General features: G+C 71.6%; 22 protein-coding genes and 1 tRNA gene. 9 read left to right on the forward strand and 14 right to left on the reverse strand.

The window, feature by feature from the left end; genetic code table 11:
• Positions 1 to 57 precede the first annotated feature (57 nt).
• Positions 58 to 975 (forward strand): 1-phosphofructokinase family hexose kinase, encoded by a 918-nt coding sequence (locus GQF42_RS20980; protein ID WP_158922150.1) that lies wholly within the window; start codon positions 58 to 60, stop codon positions 973 to 975.
• Positions 976 to 1,079: 104 nt separating this feature from the next.
• Here the strand turns inward: GQF42_RS20980 and GQF42_RS20985 are convergent, their stop codons facing one another.
• Together GQF42_RS20985 and cdgB are read right to left on the reverse strand one after the other, a co-directional pair.
• Entirely contained in the window at positions 1,080 to 2,039 is a 960-nt protein-coding gene (locus GQF42_RS20985; RefSeq protein ID WP_158922152.1) for a carbohydrate-binding protein, read from the reverse strand.
• 118 nt (positions 2,040 to 2,157) lie between these two features.
• Positions 2,158 to 3,813: a diguanylate cyclase CdgB gene (cdgB, locus tag GQF42_RS20990; protein ID WP_158922154.1), complete on the reverse strand. Its 1,656-nt coding sequence runs from the start codon at positions 3,811 to 3,813 to the stop codon at positions 2,158 to 2,160.
• Positions 3,814 to 4,166: 353 nt separating this feature from the next.
• Between cdgB and GQF42_RS20995 the strand changes: the two genes are divergently transcribed.
• On the forward strand, positions 4,167 to 4,739 hold the full coding sequence (locus tag GQF42_RS20995; RefSeq protein WP_233273405.1) for a flavin reductase family protein: 573 nt from the start codon (positions 4,167 to 4,169) through the stop codon (positions 4,737 to 4,739).
• A 60-nt stretch (positions 4,740 to 4,799) separates the two neighbouring features.
• Positions 4,800 to 5,258, forward strand: a complete 459-nt coding sequence (locus GQF42_RS21000; protein ID WP_158922156.1) for a GNAT family N-acetyltransferase — start codon at positions 4,800 to 4,802, stop codon at positions 5,256 to 5,258.
• Positions 5,259 to 5,282: 24 nt separating this feature from the next.
• Here the strand turns inward: GQF42_RS21000 and GQF42_RS21005 are convergent, their stop codons facing one another.
• Positions 5,283 to 6,152: a sigma-70 family RNA polymerase sigma factor gene (locus tag GQF42_RS21005; RefSeq protein WP_158922158.1), complete on the reverse strand. Its 870-nt coding sequence runs from the start codon at positions 6,150 to 6,152 to the stop codon at positions 5,283 to 5,285.
• A gap of 100 nt (positions 6,153 to 6,252) precedes the next feature.
• Positions 6,253 to 6,690 carry an alternative ribosome rescue aminoacyl-tRNA hydrolase ArfB gene (arfB, locus tag GQF42_RS21010; RefSeq protein ID WP_158922160.1) on the reverse strand — a complete coding sequence of 146 codons (438 nt, stop codon included), beginning with the start codon at positions 6,688 to 6,690 and terminating at the stop codon, positions 6,253 to 6,255.
• 169 nt (positions 6,691 to 6,859) lie between these two features.
• Here arfB and GQF42_RS21015 point away from each other — a divergent pair, with 169 nt between their 5' ends.
• A complete protein-coding gene (locus tag GQF42_RS21015; RefSeq protein ID WP_158922162.1) occupies positions 6,860 to 7,435 on the forward strand; it encodes a TerD family protein in 576 nt (191 codons plus the stop codon).
• Positions 7,436 to 7,544: 109 nt separating this feature from the next.
• Here GQF42_RS21015 and GQF42_RS21020 read toward each other — a convergent pair whose 3' ends face one another.
• Positions 7,545 to 8,942 carry a M1 family metallopeptidase gene (locus tag GQF42_RS21020; RefSeq protein WP_233273406.1) on the reverse strand — a complete coding sequence of 466 codons (1,398 nt, stop codon included), beginning with the start codon at positions 8,940 to 8,942 and terminating at the stop codon, positions 7,545 to 7,547.
• 92 nt (positions 8,943 to 9,034) lie between these two features.
• Here GQF42_RS21020 and GQF42_RS21025 point away from each other — a divergent pair, with 92 nt between their 5' ends.
• Positions 9,035 to 9,535, forward strand: a complete 501-nt coding sequence (locus GQF42_RS21025) for a hypothetical protein (protein ID WP_158922164.1) — start codon at positions 9,035 to 9,037, stop codon at positions 9,533 to 9,535.
• A 3-nt stretch (positions 9,536 to 9,538) separates the two neighbouring features.
• Here the strand turns inward: GQF42_RS21025 and GQF42_RS21030 are convergent, their stop codons facing one another.
• From GQF42_RS21030 to GQF42_RS21045, 4 genes are all read right to left on the reverse strand, one after another.
• Positions 9,539 to 10,219 (reverse strand): pentapeptide repeat-containing protein, encoded by a 681-nt coding sequence (locus GQF42_RS21030; RefSeq protein ID WP_158922166.1) that lies wholly within the window; start codon positions 10,217 to 10,219, stop codon positions 9,539 to 9,541.
• 80 nt (positions 10,220 to 10,299) lie between these two features.
• A complete protein-coding gene (locus tag GQF42_RS21035) occupies positions 10,300 to 10,782 on the reverse strand; it encodes a GNAT family N-acetyltransferase (RefSeq protein ID WP_158922168.1) in 483 nt (160 codons plus the stop codon).
• Between the two features lie 47 nt (positions 10,783 to 10,829).
• Positions 10,830 to 12,260 carry an NAD(P)/FAD-dependent oxidoreductase gene (locus GQF42_RS21040; RefSeq protein WP_158922170.1) on the reverse strand — a complete coding sequence of 477 codons (1,431 nt, stop codon included), beginning with the start codon at positions 12,258 to 12,260 and terminating at the stop codon, positions 10,830 to 10,832.
• 9 nt (positions 12,261 to 12,269) lie between these two features.
• Positions 12,270 to 12,923: a rhomboid-like protein gene (locus tag GQF42_RS21045; protein ID WP_199272741.1), complete on the reverse strand. Its 654-nt coding sequence runs from the start codon at positions 12,921 to 12,923 to the stop codon at positions 12,270 to 12,272.
• Between GQF42_RS21045 and GQF42_RS21050 the strand changes: the two genes are divergently transcribed.
• Positions 12,922 to 13,836, forward strand: a complete 915-nt coding sequence (locus GQF42_RS21050) for an aminoglycoside phosphotransferase family protein (RefSeq protein ID WP_199272742.1) — start codon at positions 12,922 to 12,924, stop codon at positions 13,834 to 13,836. The genes GQF42_RS21045 and GQF42_RS21050 overlap by 2 nt on opposite strands.
• A 124-nt stretch (positions 13,837 to 13,960) precedes the next feature.
• Positions 13,961 to 15,952 carry a hypothetical protein gene (locus tag GQF42_RS45975; protein ID WP_233273408.1) on the forward strand — a complete coding sequence of 664 codons (1,992 nt, stop codon included), beginning with the start codon at positions 13,961 to 13,963 and terminating at the stop codon, positions 15,950 to 15,952.
• 61 nt (positions 15,953 to 16,013) lie between these two features.
• Here the strand turns inward: GQF42_RS45975 and GQF42_RS21060 are convergent.
• The 3 genes from GQF42_RS21060 to GQF42_RS21070 all read right to left on the reverse strand — a co-directional run bounded on the left by GQF42_RS21060 (position 16,014) and on the right by GQF42_RS21070 (position 17,816).
• Positions 16,014 to 16,082, reverse strand: a tRNA-Tyr gene (locus GQF42_RS21060).
• A 162-nt stretch (positions 16,083 to 16,244) separates the two neighbouring features.
• The gene (locus GQF42_RS21065) at positions 16,245 to 16,805 is read right to left on the reverse strand and encodes a dynein light intermediate chain family protein (RefSeq protein ID WP_233273409.1); all 561 of its coding nucleotides are present in this window, start codon (positions 16,803 to 16,805) and stop codon (positions 16,245 to 16,247) included.
• 369 nt (positions 16,806 to 17,174) lie between these two features.
• Positions 17,175 to 17,816, reverse strand: coding sequence for an RNA polymerase sigma factor (locus tag GQF42_RS21070; RefSeq protein WP_158922174.1), 642 nt, complete (start codon positions 17,814 to 17,816; stop codon positions 17,175 to 17,177).
• 633 nt (positions 17,817 to 18,449) lie between these two features.
• Between GQF42_RS21070 and GQF42_RS21075 the strand changes: the two genes are divergently transcribed.
• Entirely contained in the window at positions 18,450 to 19,220 is a 771-nt protein-coding gene (locus GQF42_RS21075) for a hypothetical protein (protein ID WP_158922176.1), read from the forward strand.
• Positions 19,221 to 19,234: 14 nt separating this feature from the next.
• A complete protein-coding gene (locus GQF42_RS21080) occupies positions 19,235 to 21,595 on the forward strand; it encodes a bifunctional polysaccharide deacetylase/glycosyltransferase family 2 protein (protein ID WP_233273410.1) in 2,361 nt (786 codons plus the stop codon).
• Positions 21,596 to 21,782: 187 nt separating this feature from the next.
• Here GQF42_RS21080 and GQF42_RS21085 read toward each other — a convergent pair whose 3' ends face one another.
• Together GQF42_RS21085 and GQF42_RS21095 are read right to left on the reverse strand one after the other, a co-directional pair.
• A complete protein-coding gene (locus tag GQF42_RS21085; RefSeq protein WP_199272743.1) occupies positions 21,783 to 22,514 on the reverse strand; it encodes an LAETG motif-containing sortase-dependent surface protein in 732 nt (243 codons plus the stop codon).
• Positions 22,515 to 23,002: 488 nt separating this feature from the next.
• Complete coding sequence (locus GQF42_RS21095; protein ID WP_158922180.1) at positions 23,003 to 23,881, reverse strand: hypothetical protein; 879 nt, start codon at positions 23,879 to 23,881, stop codon at positions 23,003 to 23,005.
• Positions 23,882 to 23,890 lie beyond the last annotated feature (9 nt).

Genomic DNA, 23,890 nt, shown 5'->3' on the forward strand with positions numbered 1-23,890 from the left:
GATCGTGGCCCCGGAAACCGATGACAGGCGCAGGAACGTGGAGGGAGGTCGGCCCGGGTGATCCTCACGGTCACGCTGAACACCGCTCTCGACCTCACCTACCGGGTCCGGTCGCTGCGTCCGCACACCTCGCACCGGGTCTCGGAGGTCGTCGAGCGGCCGGGCGGCAAGGGCGTGAACGTCGCCCGGGTGCTGGCCGCGCTGGGGCACGAGGTGACGGTCACGGGGTTCACGGGCGGCGGGACCGGGCGCGCGGTGCGCGACCGCCTAGCCGGCGTCCCCGGGCTGACGGACGCGCTGCTCCCGGTCGCCGGCGCGACCCGGCGCACGGTCGCCGTCGTGGACGAACGGTCCGGTGACACGACCCAGTTGAACGAGCCGGGCCCGCAGATCGACCCGGCCGAGTGGGGCACCTTCCTGGACCGGTACGAGGAGCTGCTGCCCGGTGTCTCGGTGGTGGCCCTGTGCGGCAGCCTGCCGCCGGGCGTGCCGGTGGGCGCATACGCGAACCTCGTGCGGGCCGCGCGGGCCCACGGCGTCTTCGTGTTGCTGGACACCAGTGGCGAACCCCTGCGCCGGGGAGTCGCCGCGCGCCCCGACCTCATCAAACCGAACATCGACGAACTGGCCGAACTGACCGGTTCCCACGAGCCGTTGCGCGCCACCCAGGACGCCCGGCGGCGCGGTGCCCACGCGGTCGTCGCCTCCCTGGGCGCCGAAGGACTCCTGGCCGTCGCCCCCGAGGGCCGCTGGCAGGCCGTCCCGCCCGCCCCCGCCCACGGGAACCCGACGGGCGCGGGCGACTCGGCGGTCGCGGGCCTGCTGTCGGGACTCGTGGAAAAACTCCCCTGGCCGGACCGCCTGGCCCGCGCGGTCGCACTGTCGACGGCGACCGTACGGGCCGCGACGGCGGGCGAGTTCGACCGGGCGGCGTACGAGGAACTCCTGACGCGCGTGTCGGTGACGGCGGCGTGAAAGTCGGTTCGGCCGAGAACCACCCTTCCCCCCTGGACGCACGACGGTGCTCCGCCCGTGACGGGCGGAGCACCGCGTTCTGACGCCCTGGGCGGCCGGCCGGCCTAGCCGTTCCGTGTGTGCTTGCCCTGCTGGAGCCACAACTGGTCGATCAGTGCGTCGCACTTGTCGCCGGGCTGGCAGGAGATGGAGATCGTGTTGGAGCCCCTGCTGAGGGTGGGCCACACGTAGGTCGTGGTCCAGCCACCCACGTAGTCGCCGGCCTTGGCATTCGCGTAGTTCTTCAGCGGCAGCCCGGTGGCGAACGGCTTGCCGTTGATGCTGACCGTCATCTGCTGGTCCGCACCGGGCACGCTGAAGTGCGCGAACAGGGTGTAAAGGCCGTCCGAAGGAACGTTGTTGACGGTCCAGGTGATCGAGGAGCCGGCCTGGTTCAGCCCGCCCACGTAGGAACCGTCGGAGGTCTGGGCACCCTTGACGTCCGTGGCCTTCGCCGCACCGCCGGCCAGCTGGAGGGCGCTCGCGTCGGTCTTCAGCGCGCCGCTCCCCGCCGAACTGCTCCCCGACGGGCTCGGCCCGCTGCTCTGGGACTGGCTCGGGGTCGTACCCGCCTGGTTGTCGGACTTCTTGTCGCCCGAGTTGCCGTTCATCATCGCCACGCTGATGCCGATGACGACCGCCGCGACCACCGCGATCGCGCCGATCAGCAGACCCTTGGTGTTGGGGCCGCGCCGGCCGGGGGCGGGCTGAGCCGGCCGGCCGGTGGTCTGGGCACCCCCGGGGAGGGTCTCGGGGGCCTGGTAGTGCGCGTTCGGCTGCCCGTAGGCGCCCTGCTGGGGCACGCTCTGGCCGTACGGGGCCTGCTGCCCGTACGGGGTCTGCTGGCCGTACGGCGCCTGCTGGCCGTACTGGCGCTCGCCGACCGCACGCACCCTGCTGACCGCGTTCGGGTAGCCGTAACCGCCGGACGGCGGCTGGGCTCCTCTGGCCTGGCCATCGGCGTACAGATAGCCGAACGGGTCGTCGTCCTCGGGCGTGCTCGCGCCGTTGTCGCCGGGCGTCATCCCTGGTACTCCTCAGCAGGTGCGGGCGGATGCGATAGGGGGTATGGACTAGCGAGCCTACCTGCTCTGGCTGAGCCAAACAGGTGACCCAGACCGCATCAACTCGCTGACCTGCGGTTCATCCGGCGCGTCGATGTTGTTTGGGACGAGATCGTTTCTCTACGTACATGCGCTCGTCGGCAGACTTCAACACCTCGTCCGCAGTCATGCCGCAGTGCGCCCACCCGATGCCGAAACTGGCGCCCACCCGAACGGCCCGGCCCTCGGCCCGGATCGGCTGGATGATCTCGTTGCGCAGCCGTACGGCGAGGTCCTGGGCGTCGGCCCGGCCGAGGCCGTCGGCGAGGATCACGAACTCGTCGCCGCCGAGCCGGGCGACCGTGTCGCCGTCCCGGACCCCGCGCGACAGCCGGCGGGCGACCTCGATCAGCACCGCGTCGCCCGCGTTGTGGCCGAACCGGTCGTTGATCGACTTGAAGCCGTCGAGGTCGCAGAAGAGGACCGCGAGGCCCTTGGCGCCGTCGTCGCGCTCGTCCTCGGGGGCGGCGGTGTGCACATGATGGTCGAAGGCGTCGAACCCCTCCGTGCCCGGGCGGAAGTCGAAGCCGTGGCCGGCCGGGCCGTCGAAGACGGGGTGGCCGTAGGCCGCGTCCAGGGACTCCAGCGCGCCGGGGAGCGCGGGGCGCTGGCACAGCCGGGCCGACAGACGCGAGCGCAGCTCGGCGGAGTTCGGCAGGCCGGTCAGGGAGTCGTGCGAGGCGCGGTGGGCGAGCTGCAGCTCGCGCCGCTTGCGCTCCTCTATGTCCTCGACGTGGGTGAGCAGGAAACGCGGGCCGTCGGCCGCGTCCGCGACGACCGAGTTGCGCAGCGACACCCAGACGTACGTGCCGTCGCGGCGGCCGAGGCGCAGCTCGGCCCGGCCGCCCTCGGCGGAGGTCCGCAGGAGGGTGCCGATGTCCTCGGGGTGGACGAGGTCGGAGAAGGAGTAGCGGCGCATCGCGGAGGCGGGGCGGCCCAGCAGGCGGCACAGGGCGTCGTTGGTGCGCAGTATGCGGCCGTGCTGGTCGCCGCCCATCTCGGCGATGGCCATGCCGGAGGGGGCGTACTCGAAGGCCTGCCGGAAGGATTCCTCGCTCGCGCGCAGGGCCTGCTGATCGCGTTCCAGGCGGACAAGTGCCCTTTGCATATTCGCGCGTAGACGCGCGTTGCTGATGGCGATGGCGGCCTGGAAGGCGTACATCTGCAGGGCCTCGCGGCCCCAGGCGCCCGGGTGCCGGCCGTTGCGCGGCCGGTCCACGGATATGACGCCGAGCAGTTCGCCGGAGGAGCCGCCCTGCACGCCGGGTGTGTACATCGGCGCGAAGAGCCGGTCGGAGGGGTGCCACTCGTCCTCGAAGCGGGGCGCGGGCCCGTCCGTGTACCACTGGGGGACGTCGTCGTCGTCGAGGACCCAGCCCTCGGTGTGCGGGATGAAGACCAGGTCGCCCCAGCGCTCGCCCATGTGCAGCCGCCGGTCCCAGGAGTCGCGTGAGCCGACTCGGCCGGTGATCAGGGCCTCGGCGGCGGAGTTTCCGGAGAGCGCGGCGACGACGAGGTCGCCGTCCGGGCGGACGAGGTTCACGCACGCCATCTCGTACCCGAGAGCCTGTACGACGCCGTCGGCGACGGTCTGCAGTGTGTCCGCGAGGCTGCGTGCCGTGTTCATGTCGGCCATGACCTGGTGCAGCTGCCGCAGGGACGCAAGGCGGACATACGGCTCCGACTCGGTCTCCATGCTCGCCCTCCCCCCGAGACCTCGCAGCGAATCAAGGGTTGTCGTCGGCGTCTGTTTGCTCTGCCTCTTACGGTGCTCTTTCAGCCCCCTGCCACTGAATCACAGCGCGCTGCCCACTCGGTACACAGGGTCAACAATTCCCACCCCTTGTGACTCAAGTCACAGGAGAACGTGAACAATTGAGTGGAGTTTCTGCGTTTGCCACGTGTGAATACTGAACGCAAGTTTTGCGAACGTGCGCACATGATGCCCGCAGTTGTCGTACCGGTCACCCCCTGGTCCCCTGGTCCTAGGACCAGGCTCGGCCGCCGGCCCGATGCGGCCCGCGCAGGGCGGAGACTAGCGTTTCCGGCGTGCTGAAGACCGCCTCCCCCACCGCCCTCGCCGCTTCCGGGCATGCTGAGGGCGTGAGCAACGACGAGTTCCGGGCCGCAATGTCCCGGCTGGCCGCGGGCGTGGTCCTGGTGACCGCGCAGGAACCGCCGCTCGACCCGAACGACCCGGACGCGCCGGGTGTGGAGGACGTCGGCATGACCGCCACCGCCTTCATGTCGGTCTCGCTCGACCCGCCGCTGGTCCTCGTCAGCCTGCGCGAGGGCTCCCGCATGGACGACCTGCTGGACGAACAGCCGCTGTGGGCCGTGTCGGTGCTCACCGAGAACCAGCGGCACATCGCCGGCCGCTTCGCGATGAAGGGCCGCATCAGCGACCGGCTGCTCTTCGCGGACATCCCCTGCGCCCGCGGCGAGGCCACCGGCGCACCCCTGGTGGGCGGCGCGCTGGCCACACTGGAGTGCCGTACCGAACAGCGGGTGCGCGCCGGGGACCACACGCTGGTCGTCGGCCGGGTCCTCACCGCGCAGGTGCCGAGCGCCGAGGGCGGGCCGCTGCTGTACTTCCGGGGTCGGTACCGGCAGTTGGGCTGAACGACGCCGGCCGCCCGATATTCCGTGGTCAGCGCCCGGTGGCGTGCCCAGGGTGCGCGTATGAGCCCTCGCCTGGAAGAGATCACACCGCGGAATCTCGACGCGGCGATCGGCATCCGTGTCCGCCCCGAGCAGGAGTACGCCGTCGCCCCCGTGGCGCAGTCCCTCGCCGAGGCCTACGCCCACCCCGCCGGCGTCGCCTGGCCGCGCCTGATCGTCGACGACGGGCGACCGGTCGGCTTCCTGACGGCCTTCTTCGACATCGACTGGCACCGCGACGGCAGCCTGTACCGCTCCGTCCTGTGGCGGCTCAATGTCTCGGCGGACGCACAGGGCCGCGGGTACGGCCGGTTCGCCGTGGAGTCGGTGGCCGCGGAACTCCGCCGCCGCGGCGCCGGCGAGATGTACGTCAGCCGGCACCCCGGCCCCGACGGCCCCGAGGCCTTCCATCTGGGCCTGGGCTTTTGCCCCACCGAAGAGATGGACGCAGGGGAGCGGGTCGGGGTGCTGGAGCTGTGAGGGTCGCCCCTCCGCGCGCTTGGGCTACACCGGCTCGACCGTCAGCCCGGCCAGCCGTGCCGGGTCCGTCACGACATCGATCGTGGCGATGCGGTCGGCGACGAAGGTGAAGGTCAGGACGCGCTCGAGGCTGCCGTCGGCATACAGGACGAGGCCGGTGGCGCCGTCGACCAGTGCCGGGATCGCTACGGCGGCCAGGTGGGCGAAGCTCCTCGCGCCGGAGGCGACCATGACCGCGCCGGCGGTCGTACCGGCATCGGAACGGGCCAGCACATCCGGATCGAGGACGGCCAGCAGCCCGTCGAAGTCGCCGCCCCGCGCCGCCGCCAGGAACGCGTCGACCACCTCCCGCTGCCGCACCAGGTCGGCCTCCGGCGCGTCCGCGCCCCGCACCCGGCGCCGGCCCCGGCTGGCCAGTTGCCGCGCGGCGGCCGCAGTGCGCCCGAGGACGGCGCCGACCTCCTCGAACGGCACCCCGAACAGGTCGTGCAGCACGAACGCCAGCCGCTCGGCCGGGGTGAGGGTGTCGAGGACGACGAGCAGGGCCGCGCCGACCGAGTCGGCGAGCAGGGCGTCCTGCGCCGGGTCCGGCTCGACGGCGGGCGCCGGACGCCAGACGTCCAGGGGCTCCTCGCCCCGGGTGCGGCGGGAGCGGAGCATGTCGAGGCAGACCCGGCCGACGACGGTCGTCAGCCAGCCCCCGAGATTGGCCACCTCGCTCGTGTCGGACCGGCTCAGCCGCAACCACGCCTCCTGCACGGCGTCCTCGGCCTCCGCGGCCGAGCCCAGCATCCGGTGGGCGACGGCCCGCAGATGCCCCCGGTACGCCTCGAACCGCTCGGCGAGGGCGGCGTCGTCGTCGGGCCGGCGCTGCGGCTGGTGGTGCTCGCTCATGGGTCGCTCCGGTCTCTGCGTCGTCGTCGGGTCTCTGCTCACCTGACGAACGGCGGGCCGCAAGTGTGACGTGCGGCCGGCCCGGGACCGGCCCGCCGCCTCACTGCCAGTCGCGGCCCGTGCGGCCCCGCTTGGTCTGCGAGCGCTGCTTCTTCTCGCGCAGCCGGCGTTCGTTGATGCCGCGCGGGATGCGGGTCGGCCTGCGGGGCCTGGGCGGCGGCGCGGTGGCCTCCGCGAGGAGCGAGGCGAGGCGTACGGCGGCGGCCTCGCGGTTGCGCCACTGGGAACGGTGCTCGGAGGCGCGGACGGTGACGACTCCGTCGACGAGCCGGCCGGCCAGCCGCTGCAACGCCCGCTCCTTCCACACCGCAGGCAGCGCCTCGGTGCGCGCGAGGTCGAAGCGCAGCTCCGCCTGCGAGTCGCTGGTGTTGACGTGCTGTCCGCCGGGCCCCGACGATCTGGAGAAACGCCACATCAGCTCGGCCTCGGGCAGGGAGACGGAGCCACGGATGACGTAGGGACCGGACATGCTCACCATGGTCGCCCGACAGGCAGGTCCACGTCACGCGAAATATCCCCCGTGGAGGAATCGGGTGCGGCGGGTAAAGAAAGTAAAGCGACCTGGAACCTTCGCCACCCTCCTTGGCGTTCATAGGGGTAGCTGTAGCTTTTCCGCCGTACCGAACCAAGGGAAAGGACTCCCGAGAATGGCTGTAAGCCTGTCCAAGGGTGGCAACGTCTCGCTCACCAAGGAGGCTCCGGGCCTGACCGCCGTCACCGTGGGCCTCGGCTGGGACGTCCGCACCACCACCGGCACGGACTTCGACCTGGACGCCTCCGCCATCGCGGTCAACGCACAGGGCAAGGTCTACTCGGACGCCCACTTCGTCTTCTTCAACAACAAGCAGACCCCGGACAACTCGATCGTCCACACGGGTGACAACGTCACCGGCCAGGGCGAGGGCGACGACGAGGCGATCAACGTCAACCTGGCCGCGCTCCCTGCCGACATCGACAAGGTCGTCTTCCCCGTCTCCATCTACGACGCCGAGAACCGCGGCCAGAACTTCGGCCAGGTCCGCAACGCGTACATCCGCATCGTGAACCAGGCCGGCGGCACCGAGATCGCCCGCTACGACCTGTCGGAGGACGCCGCCACCGAGACGGCCATGGTCTTCGGCGAGCTGTACCGCAACGGCACGGAGTGGAAGTTCCGCGCGGTGGGCCAGGGTTACGCCTCGGGCCTGGTCGGCATCGCCCAGGACTTCGGCGTGAACGTCTGACCGACGCCGTACCGAGCAACGGCCCCGGGCGATGGCCGGCCACGGCCCGGGGCGTACGGCCGTATGCCGGGTCCGGGTGGGTGCCGGTCCGGCGCCGGCGACACCGGGGTCACGGGTGGGCGGGCTTGCCGTTGCCGTACAGCCAGGTCTTCCAGATGCCGGTGAAGTCCTTGCCGGGGCACTGCTTCTGGACCCAGGCGGTGAAGTCGGCGGTGTCCGCGTAGGCGAACCGGTGGGTGGCCGGCCAGGCGCGCAGGAGGGCGAAGAAGGCCTTGTCGCCGATGGCCTGGCGGATCTTGTGCAGGACCATCGCACCGCGCTGGTAGACGGGGCTGTCGGAGATGTGCGCGGCGCCCGACGGCTTCGCCGGCGGATAGGCCCAGATGGAGTCGTCGTCTCCGTTGTACGTGTCCATGAAGGTCTGCTGGGCGGTCGGGCCGCCGTGGTCCTCCGTCCACAGCCACTGCGCGTAGGTGGCGAAGCCCTCGTTGAGCCACATGTCCTGCCAGGACTTGGGGGTGACCGAGTCGCCGTACCACTGGTGGGCGAGTTCGTGCACGACCGTGCCGGTGTCCGGGGCGCCGGGGAAGGTGGGCCGGTTCTGGGTCTCCAGGGCGTATCCCGCGGCACCGGTCCCTGTGACCACGACACCGGCGCAGGAGAACGGGAACGGGCCGAAGGTGTCCTCCTCCCACTTGATGATGCCGGGGAGCTGCGCCAGCACGTCCGCGCTGTCCCCGGCCTCGCCGGCGTCGACCGCGGTGAGGATCGGCAGCCCGTGCGGGCCGGTGGTGCGCGCGATGTCGAAGTGGCCGATGGCGACCGTGGCCAGATAACTCGCCATCGGCTCGGCGGTGTGCCAGCGGTACGACGTACGGCCACCCCGGGTGCTCTGGCCCGTCAACTCACCGTTGGAGACGGCCTGGAGCCCCTTGGGGACGGTGACCGTGATGTCGTACGCCGCCTTGTCGGAGGGGTGGTCGTTGCCGGGGAACCACGCCATGGAGCCGACGGGCTCGCCGAGGCCGAGGGCGCCGTCGGCGGTGGGCAGCCAGCCCTCCTTGGAGCCGTCGGGGTCGGTGAGGGTGCCGGGGGTGCCCGAGTAGTGCACGGTCGTGCGGAACGTCTGGTCCTTGCGCAGATCGGCGCGCGGGCGGACGGTGAGTTCCTGCCCGGCCCGGCTGAAGCGCGCGTCCTCGCCCTCGACGGTGACCGAGTCGACGTGCAGTCCGGCGAGGTCGAGATCGAAGGCGGACAGGTCCTGGGTGGCCGTGGCGGTGATCACCGCCGTACCGGTGAGATGCCGGGTGGCCGGGGTGTAGTCCAGGGTGAGGCCGTAGTGCGCGACGTCGTAGCCGCCGTTGCCCGCCTCGGGGAAGTACGGGTCGCCGACGCCGGAGCCGCCCGCAGTGCCGCGCACACCGCCGTCGCACACGGTGCCGGTGAGCACGAGGCTGAAGGTGAGCATGACCACGGCAGCCGGGACGAGGCGTACGGATCGGGGCACGCCAGCGATCTTAGGGGGCACCGGTCTTACTTATGGGGCCCGAAATCAAGAGCGGCGCGGGGACTCCGTCCGCAGCGTGACACCATCTCTGCGTGCTCGACATCGGCTATGCCCTCTCCAACAAGTTCCCGGACCCGCCGCAGACCGACTACCGCCGCGCGGACGTCCGCGCGCTGCGGCACGACCTGTTCTGCGGCGACGTCTATCTCGCGGACACCGAGACGGACCGGGAGCTGTCCACAGCCTGGGGATGGGTGCCCGTGCTGGACTTCGCGTGGGCGCTGTGCGACATCGTGGAGCAGCTGGACCGGGACCCGATGGGCTCCCGCGCCTCCCGGGCGCAGCACGCGGAGCTGGACTTCACCGAGTCCACGGACCGGATGCTGTTCGAGCGCCGCTTCGGCTGGGTGGACGTCGAGGCCGACTGGATGCCGGCCGAGGAGGCGCCGCTGACCTTCGCGCACTCCGCGCTGCGCCGCGAGGCCCGCGACTTCCTGCACGACCTGATCGCGGACCTCACCGACCTGCACGAGGGCCTGGCGGAGAACCCGGCGATCTGGACCCTCCAGGCCCGCTTTCCCCGCGTGCCCTAGCCCCTACTCCACGGTGATCCCCAGCTCCGCGGCCAGCGCCGGGGCCAGGTCCAGCAGCTGACCCGTGCTGATCACCGCCCCGGACATCCGGTCCAGTCCCCGGGTGATCTCCAGCGGGACGGCCCCGCGCAGATCGACGTCCACCAGCGTCGCCCCGCCGAAGTCGGCGCCCTTGAGGGAGCAGTTCACGAACTCGACCCGCTCCAGGCGGGCACCGGCGAAGTCCGGCTCGACGAGCACACAGGAGTCGAAGACGACATCCCTGAGGCGGGCCATGCGGAGGTTGAGGTAGTCGATCTTGCCGCCGTGGACGACGACCCGCTCCAGGACGGCGCCGTGCAGCTGGGTGCCGCCCAGGCGGGCGTCGGTCAGCTCGACGTCACGGAAGGTCGCCTCGGCGAGATCCGTACCGACCCCGCGCAGCCCGTGCAGGACGGTGTCGAGGAAACGGGCGTGGGACAGCCCGGTCTCGGCCACCGCGCACTCCCGCAGCGCGCAGTCCATGAACCGGGCCCCGGCGCCGTCCTGCCCGGCCAGGTCCGCCTCCCGGAACTCCAGGCCGTCGTAGTCACCGTCGGGCGCCAGTTCCCCGCCCGGCCACGGCTGAAGGGGCGGCAGCCGCACTTCCGGCCGCCGCGCGCCCTTCACCCGGTTCCCGCCCGCACCCGCTGCTCTCCTCGCCATGCCCCCATGCTGCACCCCGCCACTGACAATCCTTCCGACCAGGGAGGACGGCGGCCCACCGGGGACGGCGCGGGAGGGGGTCAGGCCGCCGGACCGCCCAGCTTCTCCAGCGCCTCGTCGGTAAGCCGGTACACCGTCCACTCGTCCTGCGGGCGGGCGCCCAGCGACTCGTAGAAGCCGATGGCGGGCCGGTTCCAGTTCAGCACGGCCCACTCCAGCCGCCCGTAGCCGCGCTCCACGCAGATCCGGGCCAGCTCGGTCAGCAGCGCCCGGCCGTGGCCGCCACCGCGCGCGCTCGGGCGCACGTACAGGTCCTCCAGGTAGATGCCGTGCACCCCGCGCCAGGTGGAGAAGTTCAGGAACCACAGCGCGAGGCCGACCGGCTCGCCGCTCGCGTCGTCCACCGCGAGGTGCGCGTACGCGGCCGGCCGCGCCCCGAACAGCGCCTCGCGCAGCTGCTCCTCGCTCGCCCGCGCCTGATCCACGCACTTCTCGTACTCGGCCAGCTCGCGGATCAGGGCGTGGATGACAGGGACGTCGGCGGGGGTCGCGGCACGAATCATGAGGCGAGGCTAACGGCCCCGCGCCCAAGGCCCGCCGGGGGACCCGGTCAGTGCCGCCCGGCCACCTTGTCCGCCACCTTCGCCAGGCGGGAGGACTCCGTGCCCGGGCGGAGGCGTTCGCGCTGGTCGGCGGCGCGGTAGGTGGCGTACATGCCGTGGACGCCCAGCCAGCGCAAGGGTTCCGGCTCCCACTTGCGGACCTTGTGATTCACCCAGGGCAGGTCCGTCAGCTCGGTGCGGCCGCCCTGGCCGGAGTCCTGCTGGACCAGGTCGCGCAGGGTGCGGGCGGCCAGGTTGGTGGTGGCGACCCCGGAGCCGACGTAGCCGCCCGCCCAGCCGAGGCCCGTCGAGCGGTCCAGGGTGACGGTCGCACACCAGTCGCGGGGCACCCCGAGCACGCCCGACCAGGCGTGCTCCACCCGCACCCCGGCGAGGGACGGGAAGAAGCGGGTCAGGATCTCGTGCAGGGCCTCGACGGTCGCCGCCTGCGTACGGCCGTCGTTGTCCGTCCTCGACCCGAAGCGGTACGGCACCCCGCGCCCGCCCAGCGCGATCCGCCCGTCGGCCGTGCGCTGGGCGTACATGTAGGCGTGGGCCATGTCGCCGAGGGTCTCCCGGCCGTCCCAGCCGACGGACGCCCACTGCTCCTCGGTCAGCGGCTCGGTCGCGATCATCGAGGAGTTCATCGGCAGCCAGGTGCGCCGCTGGCCCTTGAGGGAGGCCGTGAAGCCCTCCGTGCAGCGCAGGACGTAGGGGGCGCGGACGGTGCCGTAGGGGGTCACCGCGTGCTTGGGACGGATCTCGGTCACCGGTGTCGACTCGTGGATGGTCACCCCCAGGGCCTCCACGGCCGCCGCCAGCCCCTTCACCAGCTTCACCGGGTGCAGCCGGGCCCCGTGCGGGGTCCAGGTCGAGCCGACCGCGTCCGCGACCCGGATCCGCTCGGCGGTCTCCCGGGCGCCGTACAGCTCCCGGTCCTTCTCGCCGTACGACAGCTCGTGCGCGTGGAAGGCCTTCAGGCGCGCCAACTGGGCCGGGCCGGTGGCCACTTCGAGGACGCCGCCGCGGTGGACGTCCGCGTCGATGCCCTCCGCCCCGGCCACCGCGATCACCTCGGCGACGGTGTCGTTCATCGCCTTCTGCAGGCGTACGGCGGCCTCGTGGCCGTGCAGTGCCGCGTACCGGTCGCGGCCGGCGATGCCGTTGTACAGCCAGCCGCCGTTGCGCCCCGAGGCGCCGTACCCGCAGAACTTCTGCTCCAGGACCGTGATCCGCAGGAAGGGGGCGGCCTTCTTCAGGTAGTACGCCGTCCACAGGCCCGTGTAGCCGCCGCCGACGATGACGACGTCCGCCGACGCGTCCCCGGACAGCGGCTCACGCACCACCGGCAGACCGTCGTCCGCGTACCAGAAGGAGATCCCGCCATTGACGACGCCGCCCACGACACCGCCCAGGACTCTGCTTGCCGAGCTGCTCATGGCCGGACGTTAACCCCTCAGAGCGGCCAGTGTCTCCTTCGGATTCCATGCTTTTCCACGCCCTCTGACCAGCGGATAGCAGGCCAGCCCGATCAGTATCGAGACGAAGTGGCCGAGATCGGTGAAGGTCCGCCCCTCGACCAGCGGCAGCGTGAAGACGACCAGCACCGCCGGCAGATACCCGTACCGCCAGGGCGTCGCGATCCGGTAGGTGAGCGCCGCGATGACCCCCGCCAGCGCGTAACTGACCCCGATGTCCAGGGAGTTGACCGCCGAGTGTGGGGCGATGCCGTCACGGATCGCCTTCAGCAGGGCGCCCTCGCTGGTCAGGGTCGCCAGGACGTGCGCCAGCACGCACACCGCGAGCCAGCGGGCCGTACCCAGCCAGCGCTCGACCGGCGCGTGGAACACCGTGTACAGGAAGGCGTACGGAATCCAGTGGCCGCTGTCGATCCAGAACGCGCTCGCCACCAGCACCCGTACCGGGTTGTGCGACAGCTCGTGGATGTTGGTCGAGCGCTGCCGCAGGAAGTGCTGCTCGAACTGGGGCGACATGCGGTGCAGGGCGACGGTCGTGATGAACAGGACCACCAGCCACACATACGTGCCGGGGGCACTGCGGATCCACGCCCCCACTCTCCTCAGGCCCCGGTTGATTCGCATGAGCCGATTCACGCACGCCAGTATCGTCCGGCCCGTGATTGACATCCCCGCCGAACTGGCCGAGGCCCAAGAGACGTACAACGGCGCGGCGGGGCGGGCCTTCATCGCCGCCCTGCCCGCTCTCGCCGCCGCCTTCCTGGACCGCTGGCAACTGCGGCCCGACGGCCCCTCCATGAACGGCGTCAGCGCCCTGGTCCTGCCGGTCGCCCGGGCCGACGGCACACGGGCCGTCCTCAAGCTCCAGCTGCCCGACGCGGAGACCCTCGGCGAACCGGTCGCGCTGCGGGTCTGGGACGGCGACGGGGCCGTACGACTCCTCGACCACGACCCGGCGACGGGCACGATGCTGCTGGAGCGTCTGGACGAGTCGCGCATGCTCGCCTCGCTGGCCGACACCCGCGCCACCACCCTGGTCATCGCCCGGCTGCTGGCGCACCTGACCTCCTTCCCGGCCCCGCCCGGCCTGCGCCGGCTCGGTGACATCGCCCGGGCCATGCTGGAGCGGACCCCGTGGGCGCTGGAGCGCATCGGCGACCCCGCGGCCCGCCGCCTGGTCGCCGACTGCGCGGCCGCCGTGCGCGAGGTCGTCGCCGAACCCGGTGACCGGCTGCTGCACTGGGACCTGCACGACGAGAACGTCCTCGCCGCCGACCGCGCCGACTGGCTCGCCATCGACCCCAAGCCGCTGGCCGGCGACCCCGGATTCGAGTTGTGGCCCGCGCTGCACAACCGGTTCGAGGCGGCCGAGGTCGCCTGGCGCTTCGACGCGCTGACGGACGCGCTGGGCCTGGACCGGGAGCGGGCCCGCGCCTGGACACTGGGCCGGCTGCTGCAGAACGCCCTGTGGGACGTGGCGGACGGCCGGCCGGTCGAGGAACACCAACTGGAGGTCGCCCGCCGGCTGCGAAAATAATTCCGAAACCTGATCAAGGATTTACTTGCTTCTCATTGTTCGCGGCTGACGTGCCTCGGCAGCATTCGGCTGGCATGAGCAGACCATTCGGTCACTCACACCACCGCATCAGAAGGGCACTTCCTTGCTCTCAGGGAGACATAGGGCGGCATCCACCGCCCTGCTGTCCACCACGGCACTCATATCCACCGCACTGTCGACCGGCTGGTTCACGGCCGCCGCCTCCGCCGCACCGGCCGCGCCGTCGGCCAAGGGCGCGGCCCACGTCAAGCACCTGTGCGCGCACGCCTCCACGCCGGGCCATGTGGCGTGCCTCGCCGAGGCCCGGACGGACATCCTCCAGCGCCTGACCGTCGCCCCGCACACCACCCCGTCCGGCTACGGCCCCGCGGACCTGCAGAGCGCCTACAACCTGCCGTCCGCCACGGCCGGTTCGGGCCGGACCGTGGCCATCGTCGACGCCATGGACGACCCCAGCGCCGAGTCCGACCTCGCCGCCTACCGGTCCCAGTACAACCTTCCCGCCTGCACCACCGCGAACGGCTGCTTCCACAAGGTCAACCAGACCGGCGGCACCAGCTATCCCACGGCGGACGCGGGCTGGGCCGGCGAGATCTCCCTCGACCTCGACATGGTCAGCGCCGTCTGTCCGCAGTGTCACATCACGCTCGTCGAGGCGTCCTCCACGAGCACGAGCGACATCGGCAAGGCCGAGAACGAGGCCGTCGCCCTCGGCGCCAAGTACGTCTCCAACTCCTTCGGGGGCACCGAGGACCCGAGCGAGACCACCGCCGACGTGCAGTACTTCAACCACCCGGGCGTCGCCATCACGGTCAGCTCGGGCGACGGCGGCTACGGCGTGGAGTACCCGGCGTCCTCCCCCTACGTCACCGCGGTCGGCGGCACCTCGCTCAGCCGGACGAGCAGCACCCGCGGCTGGAGCGAGTCGGTCTGGTCCACGTCCAGCACCGAGGGCACCGGATCCGGCTGCTCCGCGGACGAGGCCAAGCCCACCTGGCAGACCGACACCGGCTGCTCCCACCGCACGGTCGCGGACGTCTCCGCGGTCGCCGACCCGGCCACCGGCGTCGCCGTCTACGACACCTACGGTGCCTCCGGCTGGGACGTCTACGGCGGCACCAGCGCCTCCGCGCCCATCATCGCCGGCACCTACGCCCTCGCCGGCACCCCGGTCGCGAACAGCTACCCGTCCTCGTACCCCTACGGGCACACCTCGGCGCTGAACGACGTGACGACGGGCAGCGACGGCTCCTGCTCCACGAGCTACTTCTGCACCGCGCGCACCGGCTACGACGGCCCGACCGGCCTCGGCACGCCCAACGGCACCGCCGCCTTCGCCGGCGGGGCGACGCCGGTCAACTCGCTCCAGCCGGGCCAGCAGCTCACCTCCGGGCACAAGCTGAGCAGCGCGGACATCACGCTGTCGATGGGCAGCGACGGCAACCTCGTCGCCTACCTCAAGACGAACGGCACGAGCGGCAGCGGCCCGGCGATCTGGTCCAGCCACACCTCCGGCCACTCCGGCGCGTACGCCTCCATGCAGACCGACGGCAACCTGGTCGTCTACTCGAGCAGCGGCAGCGCGCTGTGGTCCACCCACACCAGCGGCCACAGCGGTGCCTACTTCCTGGTCCAGGACGACGGCAACCTGGTGGTCTACGGCTCCGGCGGCGGCCCGAGCACCGGCGGCTCCCTGTGGTCGGACGGCACCTACGCGCGGTCGACGAAGATCGCCTCGGACCAGCAGCTCCAGGGCGGCTGGTGGGCCCAGACCCAGTACGTCCGCCTGGTGATGCAGCCGGACGGCAACCTCGTCCTGTACCGCAAGCACGACGGCAAGGCGATCTGGTCCACGGGGACCTCCGGCCACACCGGCGCGTACGCGTACATGCAGACCGACGGCAACCTGGTCGTCTACTCGAGCAGCGGCGGCCCGGGCAGGGGCGGCGCCCTGTGGTCCACCCACACCAACGGCCACAGCGGCGCGTACGCGCTCCTGCAGAGCGACGCCAACTTCGTCGTCTACACCGCCTCCGGCGGCACCGGCACGGGCGGCGCCCTGTGGGCGAGCGACACCCGCACGGACGTGCCGTGAGCCGCAAGCTCCCGTGAAAAAGCCGATGACCTGGGGGAAAACCCCAGGTCATCGGCCTTTTTGGAGCCCCCTGTCGGATTCGAACCGACGACCTTCGCTTTACAAGTGGGTCGAATCCTTGCCGAGTGGTGCGTGGCGCTGCCGCGTGGTGCTGTTTTCCCTGATCAGCGCCACGCGGCTTCGTGCACGATCCGGCTCATGCTGACCTGTGCCGGGCAGTCCGCTCACGCATCGCGCACGCATGTGTGACCTCGGCGATCGCTGCTCGGATGCCATATGGGGACGGCAGGGGCTACTTGCGTTTCCCGCCGCCCTGGCCGCTCCTCCGGCCGTCCACGCCCGTCTTGCCCGTGCCGCCGGTGCTGGTGCCGGACGTGCCGTTGCCGGAGGTACGGCTGCTGCCGGACGTGCCCTTGTCGGAGGAGGTACCGGTCCTGCCCGTCGCGCCGTTTCCGGAGCCCGCTGAATCCTTGCCGGCCTTGCCCGTGTCGGCTGATCTGTTCGGCGTCGCGGTCGCCCGCCTCAGCTGCTCGGAGCAGTAGTCGGCCACCCCGTCCTTGCCGCCGGCCGCAGCGACGAGCTGTTGCCAGACCTTCGCGTCGAGCGCCTTGCCCCGGCCCTGGACCTGCTGGTAGGCGCGGCAGTGGGCTTCGGCGTCCTGGGCGGAGGCCGGCCTGTCCGTCGGACGAGGGCCGCCGGAGGGCGTCGACGGGGCCGTATCGCCCGGCCGGACCGGAGCGAGGGCCGACGGGTGTGCCGTCCCCCTGCCGCCACTGGAGCCGTTTGACGTTGAGCCGACGTAACCGACGGCCGCGACCGCGACACCGCCCAGGGTGAGGCTGGCGAACGCCACGCCGAACGTCATCTTCAGCGGGCGCCGGGCACATCGCCTCTCGGGAGGCCGCCAGTCGTCCCGGCGTCGGGTGCGGGCGCGGTGCGGACCCGCGGCGTGCGCGGCGCGGAAGGCGGCCACCGCCTGCTGTTCGGCCCGAAGATCGGGATCGCCTTGGCGTACGGCTGCAGCCAGAACCGATTCCAGGGCGCGGGCATCACACGTGTCCCAAGGGCCAGACGTGCCGCCGCCAGGCTGCGCATGTTGACGGCCCGGCACTCTGCCGCCGCTCAGCCGTTCACCCATGTCCGCTTCCGTTCCTGTCCGACAGGTTCGATTCGTCCGGCGTGGCATGTGCTGATGCCCCGTCCGCCGGACCGCTGTCGTCGTTCATCTCGATTTCCCCAGCGTGCGGGAAGCCGCATCCGTCACATCCGTCACTCCCTCGTCCCCCTCGCCGCCGATCCCGAGCTGGTGGCCGAGGCGTTTCAGACCCCGGTGGGCGGCGGTGCGCACCGCTCCCGGGCGTTTGCCGAGGACGCGTGCGGCGGCGGGACCGTCCAGGCCGACGACGACCCGCAGGAGCACGGCCTCGGCCTGGTCCCTGGGCAGCCCGCGGACCAGCTCCAGGGCCCGCTCGGTGGAGAGGGACTCCAGCGCCTGCTCATGGGTGCTGTGCGGACCCGGCAGGTCCAGTACGTCCTGTTCGGTCCCGCCATTCTGGGGCCGTACACGCTGGCGGCGCAGATGGTCCAGGGCCCGATGCCGGGCGATGGTCGCGGTCCAGCCGCGAAAGCCCGCGCCGTCACCCTTGAAGCGCCCGAAATTGCGGGCTATCTCCAGCCAGGCGTCGGACGCCACATCCTCCGCGTCGTCGCCGACAATGCCGCGTAGGTAGCCGAGAAGGCCGGGCTGGACGATCCGGTAGGCGATTGCGAAGGCGGTCTCGTCGCCGTCCTGGGCCCGTGCGACCGCCGCGCCCAGTTCCCCGTCGCGCGGCTGCGTGCGCCGGGGCTGCCGTACCTGGCCCAAGATCGTCCTCGTTCACGCCGGTTCATAGCCAGTGCCTGTCGTCCGCCGCGCTCCGGTCGCATCGACGGCCCCTCGTGTTCAGCGTCCGCCGCCACAGAAGTGTCACCACGCATCAGGCGTCCATCACGTTCTCGTACGTGTAGCTGGTGCAGTCCGGGCCCGGGTGAGGTGACGTTTCGTGAGGCCCGTGCGCTGGGGGGAATGCCGGGTTCGGCACCGGGCAGGCCCAGGGCGACCGCCCACCGGTGCCGGTGCCGCCACCCACCCGGACCTCTCGCCGTGCCGTCCGTGACTCCCCCCGTGGGCGGCACGGAGAGGGGCGGGACGGCCGGGGCCCCGACCACTGACCGAGGCCCCGGCCTCTCGCACCTGTCGGGCGGGCGGTGCTCGATCCGCAACCCCGGTTCCGTTACGCCTGCACGTTCCGCACAACCCCGTGGACCTGCCCCGGACCCAGGTCGCGCTCGCAGGCCGGCCGGTGTTCCGCGCCGACTGGCACGGCCGGGTGCGGGGATGCAGTGGTGAAGTGGATGTGCGGGGCGTGAGTTGTGGGTGAGGTGTAACAGTTTCGGCCCGCCGCGCTCTGTCCAAACGGACGGCCGCACCGGCCGGCCAGGACAGGGGACACGACTCGTGCAGGGGACGAACGGAAACGGCGGAGCGTACGGCGAGGATCCGTACGCCGGTGCCGGGTACGCGTATGCCTACGGCCACGCGGAGTACGGCCACAACGGATACGGCTACGAGGCGTACGGCGGCGACACGGACACGCTGACCTGGGACCCGGTGCAGCCGACGCAGTGGGCACAGCCGCACCCGACGACATGGGACGGCGCAGGCGGTCCGGCGTGGGGGGCCGCCCACGGCGACGTCCTCACCGCGACCGGCCCGGAGAGCGACACACAGCCCATCCCCTTCGTTCCGGTGCCGGCACCCAAATCCGAGCCGGACCCGGACACAGCGGAGGGCGAGCCGGTGCGGCCGGTCTTCGTGGACGCCTCGGGTCGACGCCAGCGCCGCGTGCTGCGCGCCGCACGGCTGCTGGTGATCCCCGCCGGCGGCTACGTCGCCCTGCTGATCAGCACCGTGCTGGGCGGCCCCGGCGCCGGCGCTCCCTTCGTCCCGCAGTCGGACGCCGCGCACCGGGCGACACCCCACGTGACCGCCTCCGACTCCCCGCCCGCCCCCAGCCACTCGGCGGGGCGCGTGAACTCCGCCGCAGGGCACGCCGACTCCCTCCCCACGGCTCAGCGGACCGCCCAGCCCGTCCGGCCGACAGCCTCGACCGCCCCCGCGACCACCACCCCCACCAGGGTCACTTCCCCGACGGCCACCGCCAGTCCGACCCCGACCTTCTCCTCCCGGGGACGTGCCCGCGGGACGTCCCACAAGCCCGCGAAGTGACCCAAGGCCCTGACGTGACCGATCGCCGCCGTACCGCCCCCGCTCACCGCCACGGCCGCACCCGCCAGACCACCCCCCGCACCCACTGGCTGCTGCTGAGCGTGCTCGCGGTGACCTTGTCGACGGCCCTCCTGCTCCAGGGGTACACCCATCACATGTTCGGGATCACCTCGGACGACGTGACCGGTGCCCGTGGCCGCAGCGAGGCGGTGCCCGGCCAGGTGGTCCGCGGCGGCCCGGTGATCGCGAACGCCGCGGGCGCCGTGCACACCGCCCGGCCCCGGGACCGCACCATCGCCCTCACCTTCGACGACGGGCCCGACCCCGTCTGGACCCCGCGCATCCTCGACGTGCTGCGCCGCAACCATGTGCGCGCGACCTTCTTCGTCGTCGGAACCCAGGTCGTGGCCCACCCGGAACTGGTCCGCCGGATCGTCGCCGACGGCCACCAGATCGGCATCCACACCTTCACCCACCCCGACCTGTCCCGCCTCGCCCCGTGGCAGCGCTCCCTGGAACTCCACGAGACCCAGCTGGCGGTGGCCGGCGCGGCCGGAGTCACCACCGCGCTGCTGAGACCGCCGTACTCCTCGCAGAACGACGCGCTGTCCGACGCCGACTGGTCCGTCCTCAAACAGGCCGACACGGCGGGCTACGTCACGGTGCTCTCCACCCAGGACGCCGAGGACTGGCAGCGCCCCGGCGTGGACCGCATCCTCGCCAACGCGACCCCGCACGGACACGCCGGGCAGATCCTGCTGATGCACGACGCAGGCGGTGACCGCTCCCAGACCGTCACCGCGCTGAACACCCTGATCCCCCGGCTCAAGGCACAGGGCTTCCAGTTCGCGACCGTCGGCGCCGCCGTCGGCATGGCCGGCCCCGTCCAGCCCGCCGGCCTCGGCGAACACCTCCAGGGCATGGCCCTCGTCAACGCGTTGCAGGCCGGCGACTGGATCGTACGGCTGCTGGGCGTGCTGATGTACGCAGCCGGAGTGATCAGCGTGCTGCGCGCGGCAGTCGTGGTGATCACGGCCCGCCGGCACCGACGCCTGCGCAGGGCAGGACGCCGGAGCGCGTCCTGGGGACCACCGGTGACCGAACCCGTCAGCGTCATCGTCCCCGCGTACAACGAGAGCGCCGGGATCGAGGCGGCCGTGCGCTCCCTGCTCGCCTCGGACCATCCGGTGGAGATCATCGTGGTGGACGACGGTTCCACCGACGGCACCGCCGACCTGGTCGAGTCGCTCCACCTGCCGGGGGTGCGGGTGATCCGGCAGGAGAACGCGGGCAAACCGGCCGCTCTCAACACCGGTCTCGCCGCCGCTACTTGTGACCTGGTGGTCATGGTCGACGGCGACACCGTCTTCGAACCCGGCACCGTCCGCACCCTCGTGCAGCCCTTCGCCGACCCCCGCGTGGGCGCGGTCTCCGGCAACGCCAAGGTCGTCAACCGCGGTGGCCTGCTGGGCCGTTGGCAGCACATCGAGTACGTGGTCGGCTTCAACCTCGACCGCCGCCTGTTCGACCTCGCCGAGTGCATGCCGACCGTGCCGGGTGCGGTGGGCGCGTTCCGCCGCCGGGCACTGCTGGCCCTCGGCGGCGTCAGCGACGTCACCCTCGCCGAGGACACCGACCTCACCATGGCGCTGTGCCGGGCCGGCTGGCGCGTGGTCTACGAGGAGGGCGCGGTGGCCTGGACCGAGGCGCCCGCCTCCCTGAACACCCTGTGGCGGCAGCGGTACCGCTGGTGCTACGGCACCCTCCAGGCGATGTGGAAGCACCGCGGCGCACTGGTCCAGCGCGGCGCCGCCGGCAAACTGGGCCGCCGCGGCCTGGTCTACCTCCTCCTCTTCCAGGTCCTGCTGCCCCTGCTCGCACCGGTCGTGGACATCTTCGCCGTGTACGGCCTGGTCTTCCTGGACCCGGTCCGGATCACCGCCCTGTGGCTCGGCTTCCTCCTCCTGCAACTCGGCATGGGCCTGTACGCGTTCCGCCTGGACGGGGAACGCCCCGGCCCGCTGTGGAGCCTGCCGTTGCAGCAGTTCGTCTACCGCCAGCTCATGTATCTGGTGGTCATCCAGTCCGTCTTCACCGCCGTGTCCGGATCACGCCTGCGCTGGCAGCGCATGGAGCGCTACGGCAGCCTCCAGGCTCCTACGGGAGCGGAACCCTCCCGGGACGACGACACCACGGGCGCCGTGCAGCCGGAACCGTACGAGGCCGCCCGGAAGCCGCAACCGTACGAGGCGGTCACCAATGCCGGACCGTACACAGCAGCCCCGGGGCCCGAAGCGTACGAGGCTCACCCGCAGTCCTGGTCATACGCTGCACCTCCTCAGCCCACGCCCCACGACACCACCCACTGGTACTGAGAGTTGTGCCCCGTGAGGGCATGCTGATCACGGTGGTCATCGCCATCCAGGTCCTCACCGTGGTGCTGCCGGCTCTCACGAGAGTCCAGCATTGAGAGCGTGACCTGCCGTTGCCCCTGCCACGTGAAAGGGCCCGCATCCGTGTCCGGATGCGGGCCCTCGGCTCGTTCACGGCCTGGTCACGGCGTCAGACCGCTGCGCCGCCCGACTTGCGGCGACGCCCGACGAACACCGCGCCGGCGCCGACCACCACGGCCGCGCCCCCGATACCGGCGATCAGCGGGAGCGCGGAGGAGGTACCGGTGTGGGCCAGCGAGCCCGCCGCGTTCGTGTCCGAGACCGGGACCACGTGGGAAGTGCCGTGCTTGGCCGGGGCCTTGGACGGCAGCGGAGCCTCTCCGCCGGTCTGCGGGACCGGGCCGGAGCCCGTGGTCGGGGTGCCCGGCTTCACGATGTCGACCTTGTAGGCGGCGAAGCCCGTCGCCACGCAGTTGTTCTTCGTGTCCGGGTAGACGCCCAGGCCTACGGTGAGGGCCTTGCCGACCGGGGCCTTGGCCGTGACGTCCAGCCGGAAGCTGAGGTCGACCGCGGTCTTGCCGGGCAGGTCACCCGGGCCCAGCGAGCCGAAGGCGTATGTGCCGTCGTCCGTGACGTCGAACCACTGCTTGGCGTCCGGGTCGTACGCCTGGAGCACGACCTGCTTGAGCATGAACGGGGTGTCGCCCTTCACCGGACCGGCGCCCGCGGCCAGTTCGATGTTCTTGATGGCGTCCTTGGACGGGTTGGCCACCGTCATCTTGAACGGATGCCAGCCGCTGCCCTTCACGATCTTGCCGGGCAGGCCGCTCAGCCCGATCCGGAGAGTGGCCTTGTACTGCGGGTTCTGGTCCTCGCAGAACCCGAGGTCGGTGGGTTCCACGGTCGGCGTCGGGACACCCGCGGCTGGACCGACACGGTGTGGAGCGGGGCGGGCTCCGGCTGCTCCGCCTACGACGCCAAGCCCAGCTGGCAGAAGGACTCCGGCTGCGCGAACCGCACGGTCGCGGACGTCTCGGCGGTCGCGGACGTCTCCGCGGTCGCCGACCCCAACACCGGTGTCGCGGTCTACGACACCTACGGCCAGGGCAGCGGCTGGATGGTCTTCGGCGGCACCAGCGCCGCCTACCCGCTGATACCTACGGGCCGGGCCGATCGGCCGTACACACCGCGCGGAGGACCACGGGCCACCTTGCCGCGGCACTCCCGGCCCTCCGCCACTGGGCTGGAGTCGGCGATGATGCCGGCTCCGGCCTCGGCTCGCGCGCTCTCCGGCGGCCGGGAGGGGACCAACCCCTACAAACTGGGCTGCGCCTTTCGCCCTGTTGGGCCCCGCAGTACAGGGCCAGGGGCGTGCTGGAACCTTTCGGATCAGGTCGTGCCGGTCTGGTTGCCGCCCGTCACGGAGTGGAGAGTGAAGGTGTCCGACGCATCGGGGACGGACAGGTCGACCGCGACGCCGTAGTCGGAGAAATAGGTGGTCGAGGTGACCTCGGCGGTGTCCGTCTGCATCTGTTCCTGCATCTGCACCGGCAGGTTCTCGCTGTTGACCCAGAGGTCGATGTGGTCGTCGGCAGCACCTGATGCCGCGAGTCGCTTCTTGAGGAACTTCACGTCGTCAGGCGTCAGGCCCTGCCTGCCGGCGATCATCTTGGCCACGTCCAACGTGCCCGTGTAATGGGTGGTGGCAGTGCCGCGTACCGTCTCCCGGCCGACCTTGCGCAGATCGCCGCTGGAGATCAGCATCCGTACGGCCAGGGCGGGGTTCGCCTGCTTCAGCTGGTCGGTGCCGGCCTTGCCGGCGGCACCTTGCGCAGCGATGAGGGCGAGCGGCTCCTTGATCCAGTGCTTGCCGCCGAACCTGGCCAACTTCTGCGCGGGCACCTTCGCGTACAGGGCGTCGCTGCGGATCTTCATTTGCATCGGGGGGACCGGCGTCGGGGTGGAGGACTTCACCGACAGCGTGACGTTGCCCTGCAGACCGTTGGCCCAGTCCTGGTCCCCGACGTTCCGCATCTGCCGCAGCGTGCCCATCGTGATCGTCTGGTCGATCCTGGCCGAGTGGACCTTGGCCGTGGCGTTCTCCACCTGAAGCAGGTAGGCCACCGGTGAGACAGCGACCGTTGACGGCGTGGCGGACGGGTGGGGGGCCGTCGCAGAAGTGGACTTGCCGCCGCAGGCGGAGACAGTGCCCAGAGTCGCCGTGGCGGCCGTGACCGCCAGAACCGTACGGAACCGCATGCCACGCATGGCACGCCT

Source organism: Streptomyces broussonetiae, assembly GCF_009796285.1.
GTDB lineage: Bacteria > Actinomycetota > Actinomycetes > Streptomycetales > Streptomycetaceae > Streptomyces > Streptomyces broussonetiae.